Source organism: Nocardia sp. NRRL WC-3656 (genome assembly GCF_000720265.1).
GTDB lineage: Bacteria > Actinomycetota > Actinomycetes > Mycobacteriales > Mycobacteriaceae > Nocardia > Nocardia nova.
In genome coordinates, this window is record NZ_JOJF01000003.1 from 306,087 (window position 1) to 328,808 (window position 22,722).

A 22,722-nucleotide genomic window follows, 5' to 3' on the forward strand; every position below is an offset into this window, starting at 1 on the left:
ACAATCGCGCTGCTCGGCCCCGTGCTGGGTGAACCGGTTGGACTTGCCGCGTCCGGGTGGGGGAAACTGGACCATTGTGACCAAGACCAGCAGCTTCACCGCCCCGAAAGGGATTCCGGATTATGTGCCGCCCACCTCGGCGGAGTTCGTCGCCGTACGGGACGGGCTCGTGCACGCCGCGCGACTGGCCGGATACGGACATGTGGAGTTGCCGATCTTCGAGGACACCGCGCTGTTCGCGCGCGGTGTGGGCGAATCGACCGATGTGGTCACCAAGGAGATGTACACCTTCGCCGACCGCGGTGAACGCAGTGTGACCCTGCGGCCGGAGGGCACGGCCGGGGTCATGCGGGCGGTGATCGAACACGGCCTCGACCGCGGTCAGCTGCCGGTCAAGCTGTGCTATTCCGGCCCGTTCTTCCGCTACGAGCGGCCCCAGGCCGGACGTTACCGGCAGTTGCAGCAGGTGGGCGTGGAAGCGATCGGCGTCGACGATCCGGCGCTGGACGCCGAGGTGATCGCCATCGCCGACGCGGGCTTCCGGTCGCTGGGGCTCGAGGGCTTCCGGCTCGAGATCACCTCGCTCGGCGACGAGACCTGCCGGCCGCAGTATCGCGAACTTCTCCAGGAGTTCCTGTGCGCCCTGCCGCTGGACGAGGAGACCCGCCACCGCGCCGAGATCAACCCGCTGCGGGTGCTCGACGACAAGCGCAAGGAGGTCCGCGCCCTCACCGCCGAGGCGCCGCTGATGCTCGACCACCTCTCCGACTCCGCGAAGGCGCACTTCGAGCAGGTGCTGGGCCACCTGGACGCGCTCGGTGTGCCGTATGTGGTCAACCCCCGCATGGTGCGCGGCCTGGACTACTACACCAAGACCACGTTCGAATTCGTGCACGACGGCCTGGGCGCGCAGTCGGGTATCGGCGGCGGTGGGCGCTACGACGGGCTGATGGCGGAACTGGGCGGCCAGCCGCTGTCCGGGATCGGGTTCGGACTCGGTGTCGACCGCACCATGCTGGCGTTGCAGGCCGAGGGTAAGGCCGCGGGCGAACCCGCGCGGGTCGATGTGTTCGGGGTGCCGCTCGGGGAGGCGGCGATGGCCCGGCTGGTGGTGCTCGCGGCCGACCTGCGCGCGGCCGGGATCCGGGTCGACCTGGCCTACGGCGGGCGCGGCGTGAAGGGCGCGATGAAGGCCGCCGACCGGTCCGGTGCGGCGTTCGCGCTGGTCCTCGGCGACCGGGACCTGGCCGACGAACAGGTGGGCTTGAAGGATCTCGGCTCCGGTGAGCAGCGCCAGATCCCGCTCGCCGAGGTGGTGGCGCAGGTGTCGGCGGCGCTGGGCGCGCAGCGGTAGTACGGTCCGAGCATGTCTGGGAAACCGTGGCGCGCATCGCTTTCCGGTCGGCGCGCCGGCCGGTGCGGCGTGTGCGGATGAGCGCGGCCTCGTGAACGACGCGAATTCCGCGGCGCAGCAGCCGGTCGGCCTCGACCTCATCGCACCGGAGCTGTACGCGCCGATGCTGCGGCGACTGGCGCTGGGTGCCATCGGTGCGGGTGTCGTCGTCGGCGTGGTGGTCGGGCTGGTCGTGAGCTGGCCGGCCGGCGTCGTGGTCGGCACGGTGCTCGGCGCGCCGACGGCGATCTACGCGCTGGCGGTGCGGCGACGGCGAATGTGGTTGTCGGGCACCGTGATCGAGGCTCGGACGCTGGCAGGGCGACGGCGGCTCGACGTCGCCGCGGCGACGGGTGTCGAGGTGCTCGTGTATCCGGGACGGCTGAGCCGGATCGCGCTGCGGATCACCGCCGGCGGCCGGACCCAGACCGTGCCGCTGGCGATGTACACCGACGCCGGCAGCGGACGTGAACTGCACATCCTGGGATTGCGGAAGCTCGCCGACGCGCTCTCCTCCGCCGAGTTGGCCGCCGCGCTGGCGCTGTCCGGATTGCTGGTCGGGCAGTTGCGGGCCGAGGCTCGGGACGCCGGATTGGAGGAGCGGCCGCTGTATCGGGCGGTGCAGCTGGTGCGGGCGCGCGATATCGTGCAGCCGGTGCGGCTGAGCGACAGTGACATCGCCACGCTGAGCCGAGATAGCGCGGCATAAGTGTCCCGCTCGGGACGAAACGGACGTAAATCACCGCTGCGGTGCGCGGCACGAACGATATGTGATCACCGTCCGGTAACGAAATAGCGGTGTCGGTGCGGGCGGGCGTTTCGGCATCCTCCCCGGTTGGCAATCTTTCAGCTTACTTCGGTTCGGCCGGCGTCCCGCTATATCGCGGGGCTGTGACCACACTGGTACCCGAACCGGCAGGGGCTTGACCTTCCATGTCTAGTAATCCTCCCGTGTGCAGCGAACACTGAGACTTGGAAGGTTCAAAGATCGAAAGAGTTCGAACGAAGGGTTCGCCATGCACACCATCAAATTCCGTAAAGCAGCGGCGGTTGCCGCTCTAGCAGTGGCCCTCGGGGCTGTCGTAGCCCCCGCCGCGTCTGCCGCGACCCCATCGGGCACCTCTCCGACGGCCAGCGACATCGACGGTTCCGTCGCGATCTGCTTCCCCTTGGGCAGTGTCGTCTGGTGCATCTGAGCTGTCGCGAGAAGGGGTGCCACCGGAGGGGTGGCACCCCTTCCGTGTGGGCAGGTGGCGGGCGAGGCCGCCGGACGGAACGCCGAAAACGGTTGCGGGAGGGTGAGGATCCGCTCGAGCTGTCTGGTTGCTCACGGTGCCGGCTTTCGGCCGGTGAGGGTCGTTAGGGTGAAGATCGAAGCCGACCGTCGAGTTCTCGTGAACAAGGAGTTGTCGTGAGCAATGCCACCCGCACGCATGTGACCGTCACCGTCACCGGAGCGGCCGGTCAGATCGCCTACGGGTTGCTGTTTCGCATCGCCTCCGGCGCCATGCTCGGCCCGCAGACGCCGGTGCGGCTGCGGTTGCTCGAGATTCCGGCGGCGGTCGGCGCCGTCGAGGGGGTGGCGATGGAGCTCGAGGACGGCGCCTTCCCGCTGCTCGAATCGATCGATATCAGCGACGATCCGTGGGTGGGATTCGACGGCGCCTCGGTCGCCGTCCTGGTCGGCGCCCGCCCGCGCACCGCGGGGATGGAGCGTTCGGATCTGCTGGCGGCCAACGGGCCGATCTTCACCGATCAGGGCGCGGCGATCAATGCCAGCGCGGCCGACGACGTGAAGGTGCTGGTGGTCGGAAATCCGGCCAACACCAACGCCTTCATCGCGATGAGCAACGCACCCGACGTCCCGGCCGCGCGCTTCACCGCGTTGACCCGGCTCGACCACAACCGGGCCATCGCCCAGCTCGCCGCGCGCAGTGGCGCCCCGGCCGCTTCGATCACGCGAATGACGGTGTGGGGCAACCACTCCGCGACGCAGTATCCGGATATCAGCCACACACTGATCGGCGGGCAACCGGCCGATCGCGTGGTCGACGATCCGGCCTGGGTGCGCGAGAGCTTCATTCCCACCGTCCAGCAACGCGGTACGGCGATCATCGCCGCGCGCGGGGCGTCTTCGGCGGCCAGTGCGGCGAGTGCGGCCATCGACCACATTCACGATTGGGTACTGGGCACGCCGTCCGGTGACTGGGTGTCGATGGCGGTGCCCTCCGACGGCTCCTACGGGGTGCCGGAGGGGCTCATCAGTTCGTTCCCCGTGACGTGCGCCGGCGGCGAGTACTCGATCGTGCCGGATCTGGAGATCGACGAATTCTCGCGCGAGCGTATCGATCTCAGCGTTGCCGAGCTGGCGGCCGAGCGCGAGGCGGTGATCGATCTCGGCTTCGCCAAGCGCGGCTGAGCCGATCGACCGCTCGCGCCGCCGATCACACCTTGGCGATGACCTTCTCCGCGTACTTCTCCAGATGTGCGATCTTGTCCGCGAGCGGCTCGGTGTCGTCGCCGGCGACGTAGGGGTAGCGGAAGCCGACGATCACGTCGGTGACGCCCTTGTCCTCGAGCCGCTTGATGCCGTCGGTGGTGTAGGCGTCCAGCGAGGCCGCGTGAATCTCGAACGGCGTGGACGAGTCACGCTCGGAACGCAATTCGTTCAGCCGGGCGAGCATGCGGTCGAGATCCTCCGGATCGCCACCGGCATGCATCCAGCCGTCGCACAGGCGCACTGCGCGCCGCAACGCGGCATCGCTGTGGCCGCCGACCAGGATCGGCAGCGGTTCGGTGGCACCCGGGGTGATCTTGATCTTCGGGATGTCGTAGAACTCGCCGTGGTATTCGAAGTACTCGCCCCGCGAGAGGCCGCGCACGATTTCGATGCATTCGTCCATGCGCTTGCCGCGCCGCTCGAACGGCACGCCCATGATCTGGAAGTCCTCGGGCCACGGGCTGATGCCGACCCCGAGCGAGAAGCGGTTGCCGCTGAGGTAGGCGAGCGAGGCGGCCTGTTTGGCCACCAGCACCGGCGGGCGGATCGGCAGCTTCACCACGAAGGGGGTGAACCGCAGACTGGTGGTCACCGCCGCCAGCGCGGCGGAGAGGATGAACGCCTCGATGAACGGTTTGCCGTCGAGGAATTCCCGGTTGCCGTCCGGGGTGTACGGGTAGGTCGAATCCGACTCCGCGGGATAGGCGACGCTGTCGGCGATGGTCATACTGTGGAATCCGGCCGCCTCGGCGGCCTGTGCCAGCGGTACGTAGTGCGCCGGATCGGTCATCGCCTCCGCGTAGGTGAAACGCATCGGTGGTCCTCTCGGGTGTTGCCGATATGAAACTAGAACAGATTCTAGTTGTGCTGGCGATCCTAGTGGGATAGGCAGTGCGTTGTCCTGAGTTCGGCCACTGATCGGGCTAATGAACCTGTTCTAAGTACGGCTCCCGACGAGGAATGGCCCGGACCGTACGGTCCGGGCCATTCCGGGTGATGATTCGGCCGCCGCGCCGCGGCGATCAGAGCTGGTCGTTCTCGTAATCGCTGATGAGCTCGTCGGAATGGGTCTGGCCGATGACCTCGGGCGCGGTCTCTCCCAGCGGGCCGGTGAGGTCGGTGTTGCCGGTGAGGCTCTGGTAGTTCTGCACCGTGCGGCCGCGCTCGTCGTCGGAGTTGCGCTGCCCGGCGGCCGGTGTGCCGCCGCCCATGAAACCCGAACCGGGCGTTCCCTGGCCGGGCATACCGGGCATGCCCGGACCGAACGGCATCCCGGGGATTCCCGGCCGGGCGCCCGGAACCGAGGAGCCCAGGCCCGGTTTGGCCGCTGCGCCGCCGCCGGACGCGGTGCCGCCGAGCCCGCCCATGAGACCGCTCAGCCCGCCGCCGCTCATCGAACCCGGGTGCGCGCCGTTACCGCCGAAGGCGCTGGCATGCGTCGAAGCCCCCGGCAGGCCAGAACCGGTCAGGTCACCGAGACCGGCGGCCTGGGTGTCCGCACCGCCGCCCGATAGCAGATTCTGGGCCTGCTCCACGACCGGCTGTCCGACGTTCTGCGCGACCGCCTGGGCGGCATCGGCCGCCTGCGGCGCGTACTGGCCGGCGAGCTGGTTGACCACATTCGCCAATTGGCCGGTGTAGCCGCCCAATTCGCCTCGGGTGGCGTTGACGATCGTGACCGCCTGGCCGAGATATTCGGTGGCCGTGGCGATCAGCGTGGCCTGTCCGGGTGGAGTCAGGGCAACCGGCGCGAGCGCGGTGGCCTGGGTCGCGAACGACTGGGCGACCTGAGTGAGCTGGACGTTGCCGCGCTGCACCACCGCCGCTGCCTCGTCGGTGAGTTTCGAGATGTCGAAGCCGCGCTGGCTGGCGTCCTCACCGTGCGCCTGGACCTGTTGGCCCGCCGCCTGGGCACTACTGGCCGACTGGCCCTGCCAGACCTGCTCGACCGATTTCATCGCGCCCATGCCGATCTGCATGGCGCTCTGGATGACCTGCGAGGACTGGCTGAGCAGATCGGCCGGATTCAGGGCCCCCATCACACCGGTGCCGAAACTCGACAGCAGGTCGATGAACGGTTTGAACAGCACGTCGATACCCGGCAGCGCGGGCAGGGCCATACCGTTCATCAGCGCGGCCACCGGATCGGCGGGCATGGGCGGCAGAGTCGCCGGCAACGCCGCGGCGACCGGAGCGGCGGCCTGCTGGACCGCGCCGGCGGCACCGTCGAGTGCGGCCGGCGCCTGGTTCACCGCGGCCTGGGCCCCGTCGAGCACGTGCTGCGCGCCGGGCACCGCACCGAGCGCTCCGGCGGCCTGATGCAGCGCCTCGTGGCCCGCGCCGAGCAGCGGCGACGCGGCGTCGCCCAGCACGCCGGTATGGGCGTCGCCGGCATCGGGGGTGCCGGAACCTCCGCCGGGCAGGTGCGGAGCGCCGATTCCGTGGGAACCGTTGTCCTCGAACTCTTTCCGTGCGGTGGTGAAGGCCGGCGCCGATGCGGGCGGCGTATCCGGCGGCAGCTGCGGCAGCGGGATATCGGTGATCGGACCCTGCTGTGCGGCCGAGGCCAGAATGGGATCCGGAGTGGATACCGGTGCGGCGGGCGCGATCGATGAGGTGTCGGCGGCGGGTGCGGCCGGGGCGGCGATGACGCCGGAGTCGGTTCCGGAACCGATGGTGTGCACCGATCAGCCTCCGATCGCGTTGCCGATGGCGCCCAGGGCGCCGGCGGCGGCTCCGTCGTTGTCGCCGAGGATCGCGACGGTGCCGAATGCGGACTGCCCCAAGTGATTACATTTGGCCGACAGGTCGTTGACATCGCTGCAATGCAGTACCTGCGCGGCGGCGAACATCGCCAGATAGTCGGCGCCGATGAGCCCGAAAACGGGCGTCATCGCGGCTACATGCGTCGCGGTGTCCATATCGGCCGCTCCCGCGATTTCGGTTCCGATGCTCTGATGTGTCGCCCCGAACGCGCTGATCGCGCTCTGGTCGGCGGTGAGATCGCTCATCGAACTGCCCCCCAATCATCGTGGTCAACTGAGTCGTCAACGTCGAACAAGCCTCGCGACCGGGCGTCGACCGGAGGCTGGGCTGGGCTCAATATAACCGACCCGGCCGACGCGATTCGAGTCCGACAAACTAGAACATGTTGCAAATTAGAACGGGTTCTATATTCTCGTCGCATGAAGGTCGCAGTCACCGGCGCAGCCGGCTTCCTTGGCACGAATCTGCTCCACCAGCTGGTGGAGCGCGGTCACGAGGTGACCGCCATCGACCGGGTAAGGCCCTCCGGCGCAACGGATCCGAGTGTGACCTGGGTGAGCGGCGACGTGCTGGATCCGGTGTCGATGCGTTCGGCACTGGCCGGGGCCGAGGTGGTCTACCACCTCGTCGCCGTGATCACCCTCGCGCATCGCAACGATCTGGCCTGGCGCGTGAACACCGAGGGAGTGCGGGTGGTGGCCGAAGCGGCACTCGCGGTCGGCGCCCGGCGCATGGTGCACGCGAGTTCGATCCACGCGTTCGATCAGTACACCTGCGGCGGCCGCATCGACGAGACCGCGCCGCGCTCGGTCGATCCGGGGTTGCCGGTCTACGACCGCTCAAAATTCCAGGGCGAGGTCGAATTGCGCGCGGTCGTCGACCGGGGTCTCGACGCCGTGATCTGCAATCCGACCGGTGTCTACGGCCCGGTCGACCACTCCGACTCCCGGATCAACACGACGCTGTGGGACGCCGCGCGCGGCCGGGTGCCGGTGATGATCGGCGGCGGATTCGATCTGGTCGACGTGCGTGACGTCGCCACCGGCCTGATTCTCGCGGGCGAGCGCGGGCGTACCGGCGAGAACTATCTGCTCTCGGGCGCGATGGTGACGATGCTCGAGGTCACCCAGCTCGCCGCCCAGGTCAACGGAAAGCGGGGCCCGCGCTTCGCGATTCCGGCCAAGGTGATCTCCGGTGCGCTGCCCGTGCTGGAACCGATCGGGAAGATGCTGGGCAGCGATCGGGTGTCGCGGGCGGCGATGGGCGCATTGCTGTCGGCTCCCGTGATCGACGGAACCAAGGCGCGGACCGAACTCGGATACCTGCCCCGGCCGACCGAGGAAACCGTGCGTGACCTGGTGGCTTTCTATAAGGGCGAGTCCGTGCGCACGGTCGCGAGCAGTATGGCCTGAGATCGTTGCGGGGCCGGCGCCGCGGCGTGCGCGGGGTGCGTCCGCGGCGCGGTCCTTGATATCGTATCGAACGGGTGTTCGACTGGATGGGTGCGATGGCAGAACCAGAACCCGGCAGCCGACGACGGCGCGCTTCCAGGGCTGGAGCGTGCCGGGTTCGTCCGCAGCGTGCAGACGCCGGAATTCGAGGGCGTCACCTTTCACGAGGTGCTGTGCAAGAGCGCGCTGAACAAGGTGCCGCAGCGTTCGGCGGTGCCGTTCGAATGGACGATCAATCCGATGCGCGGCTGTTCACACGCTTGCAGATACTGCTTCGCCCGGCCCACCCACGAATATCTGGACCTCGACGCCGGCCGTGATTTCGACACCCAGATCGTGGTCAAGACGAATGTGGCCGCGGTGCTGCGCCAGGAGCTACGCCGTCGCTCGTGGCGGCGCGAGCCGGTCGCGCTGGGCACCAACACCGATCCCTATCAACGGGCCGAGGGTCGCTATCGCTTGATGCCCGGGATCATCGCCGCCCTCACCGACGCGGGCACGCCGTTCTCGATTCTCACCAAGGGCACGTTGTTGCGGCGGGACCTGCCGCTGCTCGTGCAATCGGCCCAGGTGGTCCCGGTGAGTCTGGCGGTGTCGATCGCGACGGTCGATGAAGAACTGCACCGCGCGGTCGAGCCGGGTACGCCCGGCCCGCGGGCCCGGTTGGAACTGGTGCGCGTGCTGACCGAGGCCGGATTCGACGTGAACGTGATGGTGGCTCCCGTCATTCCGTATCTCACCGACGACGTCGCCCACCTGGACCGGTTGCTCGGCGCGATCGCGGCGTCCGGCGGGGCGCGGGCCACCGTGCTGCCCATGCATCTGCGCGGCAGTACCCGGGGCTGGTTCCTGCAGTGGCTGGCCGAACATCACCCGGCGCTCCTGCGGCGATACCGGCAGTTGTACGGTCGTGGGGCGTACGTCACACCGGAGTATTCTGCGTGGTTACGGCAGCGGGTGGACCCGCTGCTCACCCGGTATCGGCTCGACCGGCACCGGGAACGACCGGCGCGGGGCCGGGCTGCGGGCCTCTCCGAGCCGGGCGATGACATACAGGCACTACGGTCCGACCCGCAGTTGGCGTTGTTCGGTTGATCGCTCCGCCGGATACCGGCGGACCCACCGGCCCCTGGGGGCCCGGCCGCGTGCGGCCGAAATTCGTTGTACCGCATGCTCGCCGGGTTGTTCGTTCCACGGATTCTCCGGCGAGCCGCGGAGTAACTTGGCGTGTGGTACCTCATCCCTACGAGGAAGTGATGCAGGCGCATGGTGTCGAATCAGGGCGTTGACGACCCCACCGGCAGCGAAAAATTGGAGAAGGTCGTCATCCGCTTCGCCGGTGATTCCGGCGACGGTATGCAGCTGACCGGAGACCGATTCACCCACGAGGCGGCCGCCTTCGGCAACGACCTCGCCACCCAGCCGAACTTTCCGGCCGAGATCCGAGCACCCCAGGGCACGCTCCCCGGGGTGTCGTCGTTCCAGATCCAGATCGCCGACTACGACATTCTCACCGCGGGCGATCAGCCCGACGTACTGGTCGCCATGAACCCGGCCGCGCTGAAGGCGAACATCGACGATCTCGCACGGGGCGCGACGGTCATCGTCAATACCGACGAGTTCACCAAACGCACCCTCGCGAAGGTCGGCTACGAGCGAGATCCGCTGACCGACGACAGCCTCGGCGACTTCGTGGTGCACCGGGTGCCGATGACGTCGCTGACACTGGCCGCCACCGAACCGGCCGGAGTCGGCAAGAAGGACGGCCAGCGCGCGAAGAACATGTTCGCCCTGGGGCTGCTGTCGTGGATGTACGGCCGGCCGCTCGGCGGTACCGAGGCCTTCATGCGCGAGAAGTTCGCCGCCACGCCGGAAATCGGCGAGGCGAACGTGCTGGCGTTCCGGGCCGGCTGGAACTACGGCGAAACGACCGAAACCTTCGCCACCACATACGAAGTCGCGCCCGCCGCGTTGCCGCCGGGCACCTACCGGCAGGTCACGGGCAATACCGCCCTGGCCTACGGCGTGATCGCGGCCGGGCAGCTGTCCGGGCTGCCGGTATTCCTGGGCACCTACCCGATCACGCCGGCCTCCGACATCCTGCACGAGCTGAGCAAGCACAAGAACTTCGGCGTCACCACCTTCCAGGCCGAGGACGAGATCGCGGGAATCGGTGCGGCACTGGGAGCTTCGATCGGCGGCGCACTCGGCGTGACCAGCACCTCGGGTCCCGGGCTGGCGCTCAAGAGCGAGACCATCGGGCTGGCGGTGATGACGGAACTGCCGCTGGTGATCATCGACGTCCAGCGCGGCGGGCCCTCGACCGGTCTGCCCACCAAGACCGAACAGGCCGATCTGCTGCAGGCGCTGTACGGGCGCAACGGCGAATCGCCCGTCGCCGTGGTGGCGCCCCGCTCACCGGCGGACTGTTTCGCCGCCGCGGTGGACGCGGCGCGGATCGCGCTCACCTATCGCACTCCGGTGCTGCTGCTGTCCGACGGCGCCATCGCCAACGGATCCGAACCCTGGTCGATTCCGCGGGTTTCCGACCTCGAGCCGATCGACCCGGCATTCGAGCCACCGGTGGAAGACGGCGCCGCGGCCGGGGCACCGTTCCAGCCCTACTCGCGCGACCCGGAAACCCTCGCCAGGCCGCTGGCCAGGCCCGGCACCGGCGGCCTGGCCCACCGGATCGGCGGGCTGGAGAAGGCGGACGGCAGTGGCAACATCTCCTACGATCCGGCCAACCACGAACTGATGGTGCGCCTGCGTCAGGCGAAGATCGACGGCATCGCGGTGCCTGATCTCGAGGTCGACGATCCCGACGGCACCGCCGAATTGCTGCTGATCGGCTGGGGCAGTTCCTACGGCCCGATCGGTGAGGCGTGCCGGCGGGCGCGCCGCCGCGGCGTACCGGTCGCGCAAGCGCATCTCCGGCACCTCAATCCGTTCCCCGCCAATACCGGCGACGTGTTGCGGCGCTATCGCCGGGTGGTGGCGCCGGAGATGAACGGCGGCCAGCTCGCGCTGCTGCTGCGCGGCAAATACCTGGTCGACGTGCAGCCGTGGACGAAGGTGGCCGGGACCGCCTTCTCCGCCCAAGAGCTGGTCGGCGTCATCGACGCGGCACTGGACGGATCCATCGGCGAGCTGGAACAGAACAAGGCCTTCGATGCCCGGGCCCGGGCGACCTACCGCACGACAGGGGGATACCGATGACCATCGCCGACACCTCGCTCATCGGCGCCGATCTCGGCCTGACCGGCGTGTCCGGAGTACCCGGCGCCGAGGGGCCGCAGAAGGTCAAGGACTTCACGTCCGATCAGGAGGTGCGCTGGTGCCCGGGATGCGGTGACTACGTCATTCTCGCAACCGTCCGCGGCTTCCTCGCCGAGCTGGGCCTGCGGCGGGAAAACCTGATGTTCGTCTCGGGAATCGGATGTTCCAGCCGATTCCCGTACTACCTGGACGCCTACGGCATCCACTCCATCCACGGTCGCGCCCCGGCTATTGCCACCGGACTCGCGGTGACCAGGCCGGATCTGTCGGTCTGGGTGGTCACCGGCGACGGCGACGCCCTCTCGATCGGCGGCAATCACCTGATCCACGCGCTGCGTCGCAACGTGAACATGACGATCCTGCTGTTCAACAACCGGATCTACGGCCTGACCAAGGGCCAGTACTCACCGACCTCCGAATTGGGGAAGGTGACCAAGTCGACGCCGCTCGGTTCGATCGACCATCCGTTCAACACATTGTCGGTGGCGTTGGGAGCGGAGGCGAGTTTCGCCGCGCGCGCCCTCGACTCCGATCGCGCCGGCCTCACCGAGGTGCTGCGCGCCGCGGCCGAACACCGCGGGACCTCGTTCGTGGAGATCCTTCAGGATTGCCCGATCTTCAACGACGGCTCCTTCGACGCGCTGCGCCGCGACAACGCCGAATCGCACCTCATCCGCTTGCGGCACGGGGAACCGATCCGCTTCGGCGCCGACGGTGAATTCGCGGTGGTGCGCAACGGTTTCGGGCTCGAGGTCGTCGCGACCGCGGAGGTCGCCGAGAGCGAGATCGTGGTGCACGACGCCCACTGCGAACGATCCGAATACGCCTATGCGCTCTCGCGGTTGACCTCCCAGGACCTGACTCATGTCCCGATCGGCATCTTCCGCGACGTCACCCGCCCCACCTACGACGACGGGGTCCGTGCGCAAACCGCAGTGGCCGTCGAGCGCAAACCGGTTGGGCCGCAGTCGCTTCAGGAGCTGTTGAACGGCAGGGAAACCTGGACGGTCGGCTGAGCCGGCCGGGCCGGCTCAGCGGTCGGCGACGAAGGCGTCGACCAATTTCTTGCACAGGTCCGCGAAACGGCTGCGGTCGGCCTTCTGTGCGTCGGTGAGTCCGTCGGTGCCGCCGGGGGAGTACACCACCAGATGCACATCCTGGTCGGGTGTGGCTCCCAGGAAGTCGAGCAGGGTGGATCCGCCGTTGCCGTCCTTGGGCATGCCCAGATCCGCTGCCGCCAACTTCTTGGCGTCCTCGGCGGCGGCGTGGACGGCGTCGAGGGAGACGTGTCCGTTGCGCTGCTGCGGTGCCTTGTCGGCCGGACGATCCGGATTAGCGGCGTCGGGGCTGTCGACCGCATGCCCATCGGAATAGACGAGCAGGGTCGGGACCGGGGTCACCCCGGCGTGCTCCCCGCCCGGGATCGTGGTCAGAGCCACCGACAGTCCGGCCGCGGGTTCGTCGGCCACGGCGGTCATCGCGCCGCCGGCGATCGTCAGGGCCGCGGCGCATACCGCCACAGCCGCCCGCACACCCGGCAATCCTCGCCTCGCACCGCCGAATTCCCGCACAGTGTTCACTTCTGCCCTCCACTCGTCTCGGTCTCGCCGACCATTGTGAACCGCACCGCTACCGACATCCGAGCGGCCCGCCCGCTCGAAGAGCTCGCCGCCCACGCTCAGCGCAGGGCCGGCGGATTGTTCAGATCCGCTGCCGAGAAGGTGTCACACGCTGCGACCTGGCCGTTCCGGTAGCCGGTCAGGAACCATTTCTGCCGTTCGGTGGACGAACCGTGCGTCCATCCTTCCGGATTCACCCGCCCGGTGGCGGCCTTCTGGATCCGATCGTCGCCGACCGCCGCCGCGGCGGAGAGCGCGTCTTGGATGTCGTTGTCGGACAACGGCTTCAGCAGTGGCTGAGATCCGCCGGGCGCCGGTGTCTTGTCCGCGTAGCTCGCCCACAGGCCCGCGTAGCAATCGGCCTGCAATTCCAGGCGAACCGATCCCGAGTCGGGGCCTTTGGGATCGCGCTGGGCACGGCCGCTGTCGCCCAGCAGGTTCTGGATGTGGTGCCCGAACTCGTGCGCCACCACGTACTCCTCGGCCAGCGGACCACCCGCCGCACCGAACTTGTCCCGCAGTTCCTGGAAGAACCCGGTATCGAAATAGGCCTTGCGGTCCGCCGGGCAGTAGAAGGGTCCGACCGCGCTGGTCGCATTGCCGCATCGAGTGTTGACCGAGCCGGTGAACAGCGTCACACCGGGCTTCGTGTACTGCACCCGGGTCTGACGCGGCAGCACCCCGCCCCAGACGCCGTCGAGACTCTGCGCGGTCAGCACCACCCGGCACTGCGCATACCGGTTCGCGTCACCGTTGGTTTTGCAGACGGAGGTGTCGACACCGCCGGTCTGCGTTCCCGATGTTCCGCTGCCGAGCAGATTGCCCGGATTCACGCCGAACAGCACCGCCAGAATCAGCACGATCAGGCCACCGCCACCGCCCAGGGCGAGTTTGGGACCCATTCCGCCTCCGGTGGAGACCCGGTCCGGATCGATATCCATACCTTCGTTGAAGGTCATCGTTGCTGCTCCTGTGGATCGAGTGGGCTGCTCGGCGCTCGGTCAGCCGAAACAACCTTTACAGCTTTGCATGAGCGCCCGCGGCTCGAGGGCCGAGTGGCTTTCGTGTCAGCCTGGTGCCCCGACGGCGAATCCCCCGGGCCCAGACGGCGGATCCGTGGGCGCCCGCCGTCGGGGCCGAGCTGTGCGCGCCCCGGCGGGACGCGGGGAGCCGGATATCGGTTTCCGTCCGCCGAACCTGTCTCACTACCATGGGGGCGCACCAGGTCATCCCGCGCCCGGTGCACCGTGTCGTCGAAAGGAATCCCGTGCTGCGCACCCACTTGGCTGGTTCGCTGCGAAGCGAGCACGCCGGTCTGACCGTCACCCTCACCGGCTGGGTGGCCCGGCGGCGAGACCACGGTGGCGTGATCTTCATCGATCTGCGCGATGCGTCGGGGGTCGCGCAGGTGGTCTTCCGCGAGGGTGAGCCGGCCGAGCACGCCCACAGGCTGCGCGCGGAGTACTGCGTGCGGGTCACCGGTGTGGTCGAGGCGCGTCCGGACGGCAGTGAGAACCCGAACCTGCCCACGGGTGCGATCGAGGTGAACGTCACCGAACTCGAGGTGCTCAACGAGGCCGCGCCGCTGCCGTTCCAGCTCGACGAGCAGCCCGGTGAGGAGGCGCGCCTGAAGTATCGCTACCTCGATCTGCGCCGCGAGGGTCCCGCCCACGCCATCCGGCTGCGGTCGAAGGTCAACGCCGCGGCCCGCGAGGTGCTGGCCCAGCACGCGTTCGTCGAGGTCGAGACCCCGACGATGACGCGGTCCACCCCCGAGGGCGCGCGTGACTTCGTGGTGCCCGCACGCCTGCAGCCCGGCAAGTTCTACGCCCTGCCGCAGAGCCCGCAGCTGTTCAAGCAGTTGCTGATGGTCTCCGGTGTGGAGCGCTACTACCAGATCGCCCGCTGCTACCGCGACGAGGATTTCCGCGCCGACCGCCAGCCCGAGTTCACCCAGCTCGACCTGGAGATGAGCTTCGTGACGCAGGAGGATGTGATCCTGCTGGCCGAGGACATCCTGGTCGCGCTGTGGAAGCTGATCGGCCACGAGATCCCGACCCCCATCCCGCACATGACCTACGCCGAGTCGATGCGCCGCTACGGCACCGACAAGCCCGACCTGCGCTTCGGCATCGAGATCACCGAATGTGCCGAGTACTTCAAGGACACGCCCTTCCGGGTCTTCCAGGCGCCGTACGTCGGCGCGGTGGTGATGCCGGGTGGGGCGAGCCAGCCGCGGCGCCAGCTCGACGCCTGGCAGGAGTGGGCCAAGCAGCGCGGGGCCAAGGGCCTGGCCTACATCCTGGTCGGCGAGGACGGCACCCTCGGCGGCCCGGTCGCCAAGAACCTGTCCGACGCCGAACGCGAGGGGCTGGCCAAGCACGTCGGTGCCGCGCCGGGCGACTGCATCTTCTTCGGCGCCGGAGACGAGAAGTCGAGCCGGGCGCTGCTGGGCGCGGCGCGTGGCGAGATCGCGCGCAAGTGCGGCCTGATCGACGAGGACGCCTGGGCGTTCGTCTGGATCGTGGACGCGCCGATGTTCGAACCCGTCGCCGACGCCACCGCGAGCGGTGATGTGGCCCTCGGGCATTCGGCCTGGACCGCGGTGCACCATGCGTTCACCGCGCCGAAGCCGGAGTCCATCGACACCTTCGACACCGATCCCGGCTCGGCGCTGGCCTACGCCTACGACATCGTCTGCAACGGCAACGAGATCGGCGGCGGCAGTATCCGCATCCATCGCCGCGACGTGCAGGAGCGGGTGTTCAAGGTCATGGGCATCAGCCACGACGAGGCGCAGGAGAAATTCGGATTCCTGTTGGACGCCTTCGCTTTCGGCGCGCCGCCGCACGGTGGTATCGCCTTCGGCTGGGACCGCATCACCGCACTGCTGGCCGGAGTGGATTCGATCCGCGAGGTCATCGCGTTCCCGAAGTCCGGCGGCGGTGTGGACCCGCTGACCGACGCGCCGGCCCCGATCACCGCGCAGCAGCGCAAGGAAGCCGGCCTCGACGTGGTGCTCGACGAGCACGGCAAGCCGAAGACCACGTAGGTCCGATCCGCGAACCGCTTCGATCCGAACCCGTGAGCGCCACCGTGGTTGGGGGCAGCCGCGGCCGCGCACCGGTTAGTCTGCAGATCGTCCGGCGCCACTCGGTGCCGGACGATCTGCAGACGACAGGGGATTGAGGTGCTGCACCTGCGGGCGGTGTGCCCACCGGAGTCGACCGACGCCGCGGTGACCGCGCTGCGGTCCGAGCCCGGCGCCACGCTCATCACCGTGCAGCGCGGCGCCTCGGTCGAACCGCCCGGTGATCTCGTCCAAGCCGATATCGCACGCGAGTCGGCCAACGACGTGCTGGCCGGTCTGCGCGGGCTGGGCATCGGCGACTACGGCGGCATCATGCTCTCCCCGGTGGAAACGGTGCTGTCGGCACCGGCCGACCGCGCGGTCGAGGCGGCGCCGGGCGATCCGTCGGATGCGATCGTCTGGGCGGAGCTGCTCGCCCAGACCCACGAGGAATCGACGCTCAGCCCCACATTCCTGTCGTTCATCACGATCGCGTGCCTGCTGGCCGTCGTCGGTGTTGCCACCGATTCACCGGTGACGGTCGTCGGCGCCATGGTGGTCGGCCCCGAGTTCGGGCCGCTGGCCGCCATCGCGGTCGCTGTGGTGCGCAGAAACTTTCGCCTCGCCCGCCGCTCGATCCTGGCCTTGTTGATCGGCTTCCCGGTGGCGATGGGGATCGCGGCACTGGCCTCACTGGTGTGGGAACAGTTCGGCTGGATCACCGTCGATCGCATCCACGCCATCCGCAATGTGGACTTCATCTACGAGGTGGGGCCGTTTTCGCTGGTGGTGGCCCTGCTCGCGGGTGCGGCGGGGATGATGTCGCTGGTGACCGCGAAGTCGGCGGCGCTGGTCGGGGTGTTCATCTCGGTGACGACGATTCCGGCCGCGGGTTTCGCCGCGGTCGCCGCCACCGTCGGCGAGTGGCACAAGGCCTTCGAGTCGATCGGCCAGCTGGGCGTGAACATGGTCGGCATCGTCGTGGCGGGCATCATCGTGCTGCAACTGCGTCCCCACCACGGGCACGCGCTGGGCCCGCCACGTCCGAAGCGGCTGAATGTGCTGGCGCGCTGGTGGTCCGGCGACGACCGCTGAGGCCGGCGGCCGGCTCAGGCGATCAATCCGCCGGTGAGCATCCGGTAGGAGTAGGTGACCGCGATAACAGTGAGCGGTCCCACCACCAGCAGGCCGATGCCGCACAGTGCGGTGGCGACGATGGTCAGCGCGGCGACGGTCAGGGCCAGCAGCAGCGTCGGGACGAAATTCGAGACCACCAGTTGCACACTGGATTTGATCGCGCTGAACGGATCGAGGTCCTGGTCGATGACGTAGTGCAGCGAGAACATGCACAGATAGCCGACGATGAGTGCCGGCACGATGCACAACACCGCGCCGACGCAGGCCGCCACGAAGACGAGCAGCGCGGTGATCAGCACGTTGCCGGCGTTGACGAAGCCGAAGAACGACGCGAAATCCGGTGGTGTGCCATCGGTTTCGTACAACGCGCCGCGAATCATCGCCGCCTGCAGCAGCCAGACCACGACCGCCGCGAGCAAGCCGATCAGCATCACCGGCATCAGCGAGTTCATATGCGTGACGTTCACCACCACCGTCACCATCAGGTAGGCGACGAATCCGACGAGCGTGATCGCGACCCAGGGAATCGGATTGGCGCGGAAGCGATCCCACGCGAAGCTGAGCGCCCGGCCGATATTGAGACCCGGCGCCGCGGCGTAACCCGGTCCGCCGGGGTATCCCTGCGGCGCGCCGTAACCGGGCGCGCCCTGCGGCGGCATGCCGGTATCCGGTGCGCCCCAGGTCGGATCGGCGGGCGGCGGATAGGCGCCCGGCGGGACGCTGCCGGGCGGACCGTAGGTGGGCCCGGGCTGTCCCTGTGCTCCGGACGCCACCGGGGGCACCCCGCCGGGGGTGATGACCGGCGGCGGCTCGCCCGGCGCCCCGCCGTACCGCGAGGCGCCGTACTGCGGGGCCCCGGTGCCCTCGAACTGCGGATATCCCGTGGCTCCGGCCATTTCGGGGCCGCCCGGCGTTGCGGGATGTTCGCCTGTTCCGGCGCCGGGTCGTCCTGGACCGGTGGGATGCTGCCCGGGCCGGCTCTCCGGTCGCCGTTCACCGCCTTCGCCGGTGTCGCGGGGTGCGGACTGCGGGGAGTCGGTCATCGTCGGACCTTTCGAATCACCTGGGTTCTGGTGCGGCACACTGCAGTTGAGATTTCGACACAACCGGACACGGCCGGGCGTGTCAAGCGCCGGGCCGCGGTATCCGGCCGGATCCGCGACCCGGCCGACGATGAGCGTAATGAGCATCTCGGTCCGGTCGCAGCCGCTCGGCGGGGACACGCCGACGACGCGCGAAAGGTTGCCGAACCGCTCGCTGAAAGTGACCTGGAGCGAGTAACTTGGTTGGCGATGACCGCACTATTGGCCGAACGCGCCGCCGAAGTCGTGTCCGCGGCACAACAGTTGCTCACGAAGCGCATGGGTGCTGCGGTGAAGCTGAGCGATCCGATCGAACTCAGCGGCAGTGGCAGGACGACGGTGCTGCGCGTACGCGTAGCGGAGAACTCGTTCTCACTTCCCCGCACCCTGATCGTCAAGCAGGTCCGTGGCGCCGCCCAGGAGCGCCGGATCGGTGGTTTGGCACCCGGGGTCGCGAGTATCGATTCGGCGTTTCTGCGTGAGGCGGTGTCCTACCAGTTCACCACCGCGCTCAGCAGCGAGCACCGTCCCGGTGCCTATCTGCTGGCGCACAGCCTGCCGGATCGGCTGCTGATCCTCAGCGATCTGGGCGAGAACATGTCGCTCACCTCGGTGCTGCAAACCGGCGCCGAACCCGCCACCCGCAACGCCCAGATGGCGTTCGCGCAGGCACTGGGCCGCATGCACGCCGCAACGGTCGGCCGGGAGGCCGATTTCGTGGCGCTGCTGCGGCGGGTGGAGGTGGTGCACCGGGTCGACGGGATCGCCCAGCAGGCCGAGGCCGCCATCGGTGAGGTCCCCGGAATGCTGGCCCGTGAGGTCGGCATCGACGTGCCGGGCGAGATCGCGGAACGCATCGTGCGGGGCAATCGCCTCTTCTCCGCGGGCCGGTTCCGCGCGTTCAGCCCCTCCGACCTGTGCCCCGACAACGTGATCCTCAACGACGAGGGCGCTCGGTTCCTCGACTACGAATGGGGCGGTTTCCGCGACGCCACGCTCGATATCGCCTACGCGCTGGTGTCGTTCCCCGGCTGCCTCTGCGACTTCGAACTCTCCCGCGAGCGGGCGCACCAGATGGTCGAGGCCTGGCGCTCGGAGGTCGTGGGCGTGTGGCCGGCCCTCGCCGACGACGATCTGCTCGCCGAACGCATCCTCGAGGCCCGGCTCATCTGGGTCTGGCTGACGACGTTCTGGTTCCTGCCCGCCGATCACACCCGCATCGCCGCGGCCCGCGAACACGGACTGTCGGTGCCGCGCTCGGCCGCACTGATCAATCGCTGGGCCGCCCTCGCCGAGGATGCGCGCTGCACCGGCGACGACACGCTCGGCGACTTCGCCGAGCATGTCTCCGCCACCCTCGAGGAACTCTGGGAAGAGTGACTCAGCGGGCCGGGCGCGGCCCGACGATCGAGGCTCGTTCCATGATCCGGGTCTGCGGCCAGTAGTCGCTGGCGGCATAGTGCTGCACGGCCCGGTTGTCCCAGAAGGCGACGGTGTCGGGCTCCCAGTGCAGCCGCACCTGGTGTTCGGGGTAGTCGGCCTGGCGGCAGAGCCGGTCCAGCAACCCGCGGCTCGCCTCGGGATCCATGCCGTCGATGCGGTCCACGAAGATCCGGTTGACGTAGAGGTGGCGGCGTCCGGTCGCCTCGTGCGTGCACACCACCGGGTGGCTGACCGGCGGATGCTGTGCTCGCATCGCCTCCTGTGCTTCGGGCGTCTGCCCGCGGCCGAATGCCCGGGTGTAGTCGTGGGTCGCGGTGAGGTCGTCGATCTCGGCGCGAGTGCGGGCATCGAGCGCCTCGTAGGCGGCGTACATATCCGAGAACAGGGTGTCGCCGCCGATCGCGGGAACGGCGACGGCGTGCAGGATCGCGCCCATGGACGGCTGCGGGCGCCACGTCACGTCGTGATGCCAGATGTTCTCGACCCCCGCGATGGTCGGCGTCTTCTCGAAGCGGACCAGTTCCGGCTGTTCGGTGTTGGACGGAATGAACGGATGCACCTCGAGCGTGCCGAAGCGCGCCGCGAACGCGACGTGTTGTCCGGCCGTCAGCGGCTGCTCGCGGAAGAACAGCACCTTGTACTCGTGCAGTGCCCGGCGCAGTTCCGCGATCACCTCCGCGGGCAGCTCGCGGGTCAGGTCCACGCCGCTGATCTCCGCGCCGAGGGTGACGCCGGCCTGCCGCGCGTCGAAATGCTGCCAGCGCAGCGCGGCCAGTCGGTCGCGCTCGGCGACCAGATGGGTGAACGGGCCCGCGATCAGCGGAAATTCGGGCAGTGGGAACGAGCTCACGCCGTACTGGGCGACCGGTTCGGTCTCCGCGGCGGTGGTGTGCGTCATGGCGTTTCCTTTGGCGATCGGGCGACTGTAGTCAATTGACTACACCGGTATTCGCTACTGTAGCCCGATGTCCGAGAACCCGCCATCGACTCCGCGTCGCGACGACTCCGGCGCCGGACCGGTCGGTCGTGCGGCGGTCGTCGCGGCGGTCACGGAGGCCGCCGCCGACCTGTTCGCCGAGCGCGGCCCGGCCGCGACCTCGATCCGGGACATCGCCGACCGTGCGGGGGTGAACCACGGCCTGGTGTTCCGGCATCTCGGTGCGAAGGACAAGCTGGTCGGAGCCGTGCTGAGCTATCTCGGCGAACAATCGGGCGCACTGGCCGCCGCCGGACAGCTCACCGCCACCGATCCCCGGCTGCGCCGGCATCTGACCGTGCTGGCCCGCTGCATCCTCGACGGCTATCCGGTCGGTGAGCTGCAAGAACAGTTCCCGGTGATGGCGATGCTGATCGAGAACCTGCGGCCGCAGATGGACAGCGACCGCGCCGCCGGACTGGCGGTGGCACATCTGGCCGCGTTCGCCATGGGCTGGCAACTGCTCGAGCCGTTCCTGCGCAGCGCCGCGGGCCTGCGCGAGCTGACCGACGCCGAACTGCGCGCGTCGATCGAGGCGCAGGCCGCGCGGATTCTGCGTCCCGACCCCACCTCGTCCTGAATGTCGGTGCTCATCGGTACCGTCGAGGCGTGAGCGAAGGGTTGTTCGAGGCGCCGGAGGTGGAGGAGTCGTCTGAGTCGTCCGGCATATCCACCGCACTACCGCCGGCGGGCCGGATGTCGCCGCTGGCGGTGCGCATGCGGCCGGCGAGCCTGGACGAGGTGGTCGGTCAGCAACATCTGCTCGGCCCCGGATCACCGCTGCGCCGGCTGATCGAAGGATCCGGCGCGGCATCGGTGCTGCTCTACGGCCCGCCCGGGACGGGCAAGACGACGTTGGCCGCGCTCATCTCGACCGCCACCGGCCGTCGCTTCGAGGCGCTGTCGGCGTTGTCGGCGGGCGTGAAGGAAGTGCGGGCGGTCATCGAGCTGGCGCGACGGCGGCTGCTCGCGGGGGAGCAGACCGTGCTGTTCATCGACGAGGTGCACCGGTTCTCGAAAACCCAGCAGGACGCCCTGCTGGCCGCGGTGGAGAACCGGGTGGTGCTGCTGGTCGGGGCGACGACGGAGAACCCGTCCTTCTCGGTGGTGTCGCCGCTGCTGTCGCGCTCCCTGGTGCTGCAGCTGAAGTCGTTGTCGGACAACGATATTCGCACGGTCCTGCGTCGCGCGATCGACGACGAGCGAGGCTTGGCCGGGCAGTACACCGTCACCGAGGCGGCGCTCGACCACATCGTCCGCATCGCCGGCGGCGACGCGCGCCGATCGCTCACCGCCCTGGAGGCCTCGGCGGAATCGTCGCTCGACGGCACGGTGGACGTGGATCTGGTCGAGGCCAGTGTCGACAAGGCCGCGGTGCGCTACGACCGCGCCGGCGACCAGCACTACGACGTGATCAGCGCCTTCATCAAATCGCTGCGCGGGTCGGATGTCGACGCGGCGCTGCACTATCTGGCCCGGATGATCAGCGCGGGCGAGGATCCGCGCTTCATCGCGCGGCGATTGATGATCCAGGCGTCCGAGGACGTCGGCATGGCCGATCCCACCGCCCTGCAGACCGCGGTCGCCGCCGCGCAGGTGGTCCAGCTGGTCGGTATGCCGGAGGCGCAGCTGGCGCTCGCGCACGCGACCATCCACGTCGCCACCGCACCCAAATCGGGTGCGGTCGCGGCGGCCATCGGCGCGGCCATGTCCGACATCGCGGCGGGTAAGGCGGGCGCGGTGCCGCCCCACCTGCGCGACGGGCATTACGCGGGCGCGGTGAAACTCGGCAACGCGCAGGGCTACAAATACCCGCACGACCACCCGGACGGGATCCTCGCGCAGCAGTACCCGCCCGACGAACTGGTCGGCGCCGACTACTACACCGCGACCGATCACGGCTACGAGCGCGAGATCGGGCCGCGGGTCACCAAGTTGCGCCGCATCGTCCGAGGTCGCTGAGCCGGGTGCGCGCCGCACGACCGCTGAAAACCGGCTGGACCGCG

Annotated in this window: 19 protein-coding genes; 12 read left to right on the top strand and 7 right to left on the bottom strand. The window is 68.9% G+C overall.

The genetic code is table 11. The features are described 5' to 3' along the window. The first annotated feature begins 76 nt into the window (after positions 1-76). The 3 genes from hisS (at position 77) to IG65_RS0106675 (ending at position 3,812) form a co-directional block, all read left to right on the top strand. Positions 77-1,354 carry a histidine--tRNA ligase gene (gene hisS, locus IG65_RS0106660; protein ID WP_030513944.1) on the top strand — a complete coding sequence of 426 codons (1,278 nt, stop codon included), beginning with the start codon at positions 77-79 and terminating at the stop codon, positions 1,352-1,354. A 91-nt stretch (positions 1,355-1,445) separates the two neighbouring features. Beyond that, complete coding sequence (locus IG65_RS0106665; RefSeq protein WP_051755455.1) at positions 1,446-2,102, top strand: hypothetical protein; 657 nt, start codon at positions 1,446-1,448, stop codon at positions 2,100-2,102. Between the two features lie 702 nt (positions 2,103-2,804). Further along, a complete protein-coding gene (locus IG65_RS0106675; RefSeq protein ID WP_030513947.1) occupies positions 2,805-3,812 on the top strand; it encodes a malate dehydrogenase in 1,008 nt (335 codons plus the stop codon). Positions 3,813-3,837: 25 nt separating this feature from the next. Here IG65_RS0106675 and IG65_RS0106680 read toward each other — a convergent pair whose 3' ends face one another. The 3 genes from IG65_RS0106680 to IG65_RS0106690 form a co-directional block, all read right to left on the bottom strand. Continuing rightward, a complete protein-coding gene (locus IG65_RS0106680) occupies positions 3,838-4,707 on the bottom strand; it encodes a TIGR03619 family F420-dependent LLM class oxidoreductase (RefSeq protein WP_030513948.1) in 870 nt (289 codons plus the stop codon). A 208-nt stretch (positions 4,708-4,915) separates the two neighbouring features. Further along, entirely contained in the window at positions 4,916-6,577 is a 1,662-nt protein-coding gene (locus IG65_RS39645; RefSeq protein WP_156055514.1) for a hypothetical protein, read from the bottom strand. 3 nt (positions 6,578-6,580) lie between these two features. Then, positions 6,581-6,904, bottom strand: a complete 324-nt coding sequence (locus IG65_RS0106690) for a type VII secretion target (RefSeq protein ID WP_030513950.1) — start codon at positions 6,902-6,904, stop codon at positions 6,581-6,583. A 174-nt stretch (positions 6,905-7,078) separates the two neighbouring features. Between IG65_RS0106690 and IG65_RS0106695 the strand changes: the two genes are divergently transcribed. The 4 genes from IG65_RS0106695 (at position 7,079) to IG65_RS0106710 (ending at position 12,405) form a co-directional block, all read left to right on the top strand. Then, on the top strand, positions 7,079-8,071 hold the full coding sequence (locus IG65_RS0106695) for an NAD-dependent epimerase/dehydratase family protein (RefSeq protein ID WP_030513951.1): 993 nt from the start codon (positions 7,079-7,081) through the stop codon (positions 8,069-8,071). A 90-nt stretch (positions 8,072-8,161) separates the two neighbouring features. After that, on the top strand, positions 8,162-9,205 hold the full coding sequence (locus tag IG65_RS0106700; RefSeq protein ID WP_036523464.1) for an Rv2578c family radical SAM protein: 1,044 nt from the start codon (positions 8,162-8,164) through the stop codon (positions 9,203-9,205). Between the two features lie 171 nt (positions 9,206-9,376). Beyond that, positions 9,377-11,329 carry a 2-oxoacid:acceptor oxidoreductase subunit alpha gene (locus IG65_RS0106705; protein WP_036523466.1) on the top strand — a complete coding sequence of 651 codons (1,953 nt, stop codon included), beginning with the start codon at positions 9,377-9,379 and terminating at the stop codon, positions 11,327-11,329. Then, a complete protein-coding gene (locus IG65_RS0106710; protein ID WP_030513954.1) occupies positions 11,326-12,405 on the top strand; it encodes a 2-oxoacid:ferredoxin oxidoreductase subunit beta in 1,080 nt (359 codons plus the stop codon). Before IG65_RS0106705 ends, IG65_RS0106710 begins: the two co-directional genes overlap by 4 nt. A gap of 15 nt (positions 12,406-12,420) precedes the next feature. On the opposite strand, the gene IG65_RS0106715 is transcribed toward IG65_RS0106710, so the two are convergent. Both IG65_RS0106715 and IG65_RS0106720 read right to left on the bottom strand, forming a co-directional pair. Continuing rightward, positions 12,421-12,969, bottom strand: a complete 549-nt coding sequence (locus IG65_RS0106715) for a hypothetical protein (RefSeq protein WP_051755457.1) — start codon at positions 12,967-12,969, stop codon at positions 12,421-12,423. A gap of 98 nt (positions 12,970-13,067) precedes the next feature. Continuing rightward, positions 13,068-13,967, bottom strand: coding sequence for a neutral zinc metallopeptidase (locus IG65_RS0106720; RefSeq protein ID WP_030513956.1), 900 nt, complete (start codon positions 13,965-13,967; stop codon positions 13,068-13,070). 308 nt (positions 13,968-14,275) lie between these two features. On the opposite strand from IG65_RS0106720, the gene aspS reads away from it, so the two are divergent. Beyond that, a complete protein-coding gene (aspS, locus tag IG65_RS0106725) occupies positions 14,276-16,060 on the top strand; it encodes an aspartate--tRNA ligase (protein WP_036523561.1) in 1,785 nt (594 codons plus the stop codon). Between the two features lie 138 nt (positions 16,061-16,198). Next, a complete protein-coding gene (locus tag IG65_RS0106730; RefSeq protein ID WP_051755459.1) occupies positions 16,199-17,173 on the top strand; it encodes a DUF389 domain-containing protein in 975 nt (324 codons plus the stop codon). Positions 17,174-17,187: 14 nt separating this feature from the next. Here IG65_RS0106730 and IG65_RS0106735 read toward each other — a convergent pair whose 3' ends face one another. Beyond that, entirely contained in the window at positions 17,188-18,258 is a 1,071-nt protein-coding gene (locus IG65_RS0106735) for a hypothetical protein (protein ID WP_030513959.1), read from the bottom strand. A gap of 249 nt (positions 18,259-18,507) precedes the next feature. On the opposite strand from IG65_RS0106735, the gene IG65_RS0106740 reads away from it, so the two are divergent. Further along, positions 18,508-19,677, top strand: a complete 1,170-nt coding sequence (locus IG65_RS0106740) for a phosphotransferase family protein (protein WP_030513960.1) — start codon at positions 18,508-18,510, stop codon at positions 19,675-19,677. Between the two features lies 1 nt (position 19,678). Here the strand turns inward: IG65_RS0106740 and IG65_RS0106745 are convergent, their stop codons facing one another. After that, positions 19,679-20,638: a TauD/TfdA family dioxygenase gene (locus tag IG65_RS0106745; RefSeq protein ID WP_081879302.1), complete on the bottom strand. Its 960-nt coding sequence runs from the start codon at positions 20,636-20,638 to the stop codon at positions 19,679-19,681. Positions 20,639-20,705: 67 nt separating this feature from the next. Between IG65_RS0106745 and IG65_RS0106750 the strand changes: the two genes are divergently transcribed. Continuing rightward, positions 20,706-21,296 carry a helix-turn-helix domain-containing protein gene (locus IG65_RS0106750; RefSeq protein WP_030513962.1) on the top strand — a complete coding sequence of 197 codons (591 nt, stop codon included), beginning with the start codon at positions 20,706-20,708 and terminating at the stop codon, positions 21,294-21,296. A gap of 29 nt (positions 21,297-21,325) precedes the next feature. Then, positions 21,326-22,678 carry a replication-associated recombination protein A gene (locus IG65_RS0106755; protein WP_030513963.1) on the top strand — a complete coding sequence of 451 codons (1,353 nt, stop codon included), beginning with the start codon at positions 21,326-21,328 and terminating at the stop codon, positions 22,676-22,678. Positions 22,679-22,722: the final 44 nt, after the last annotated feature.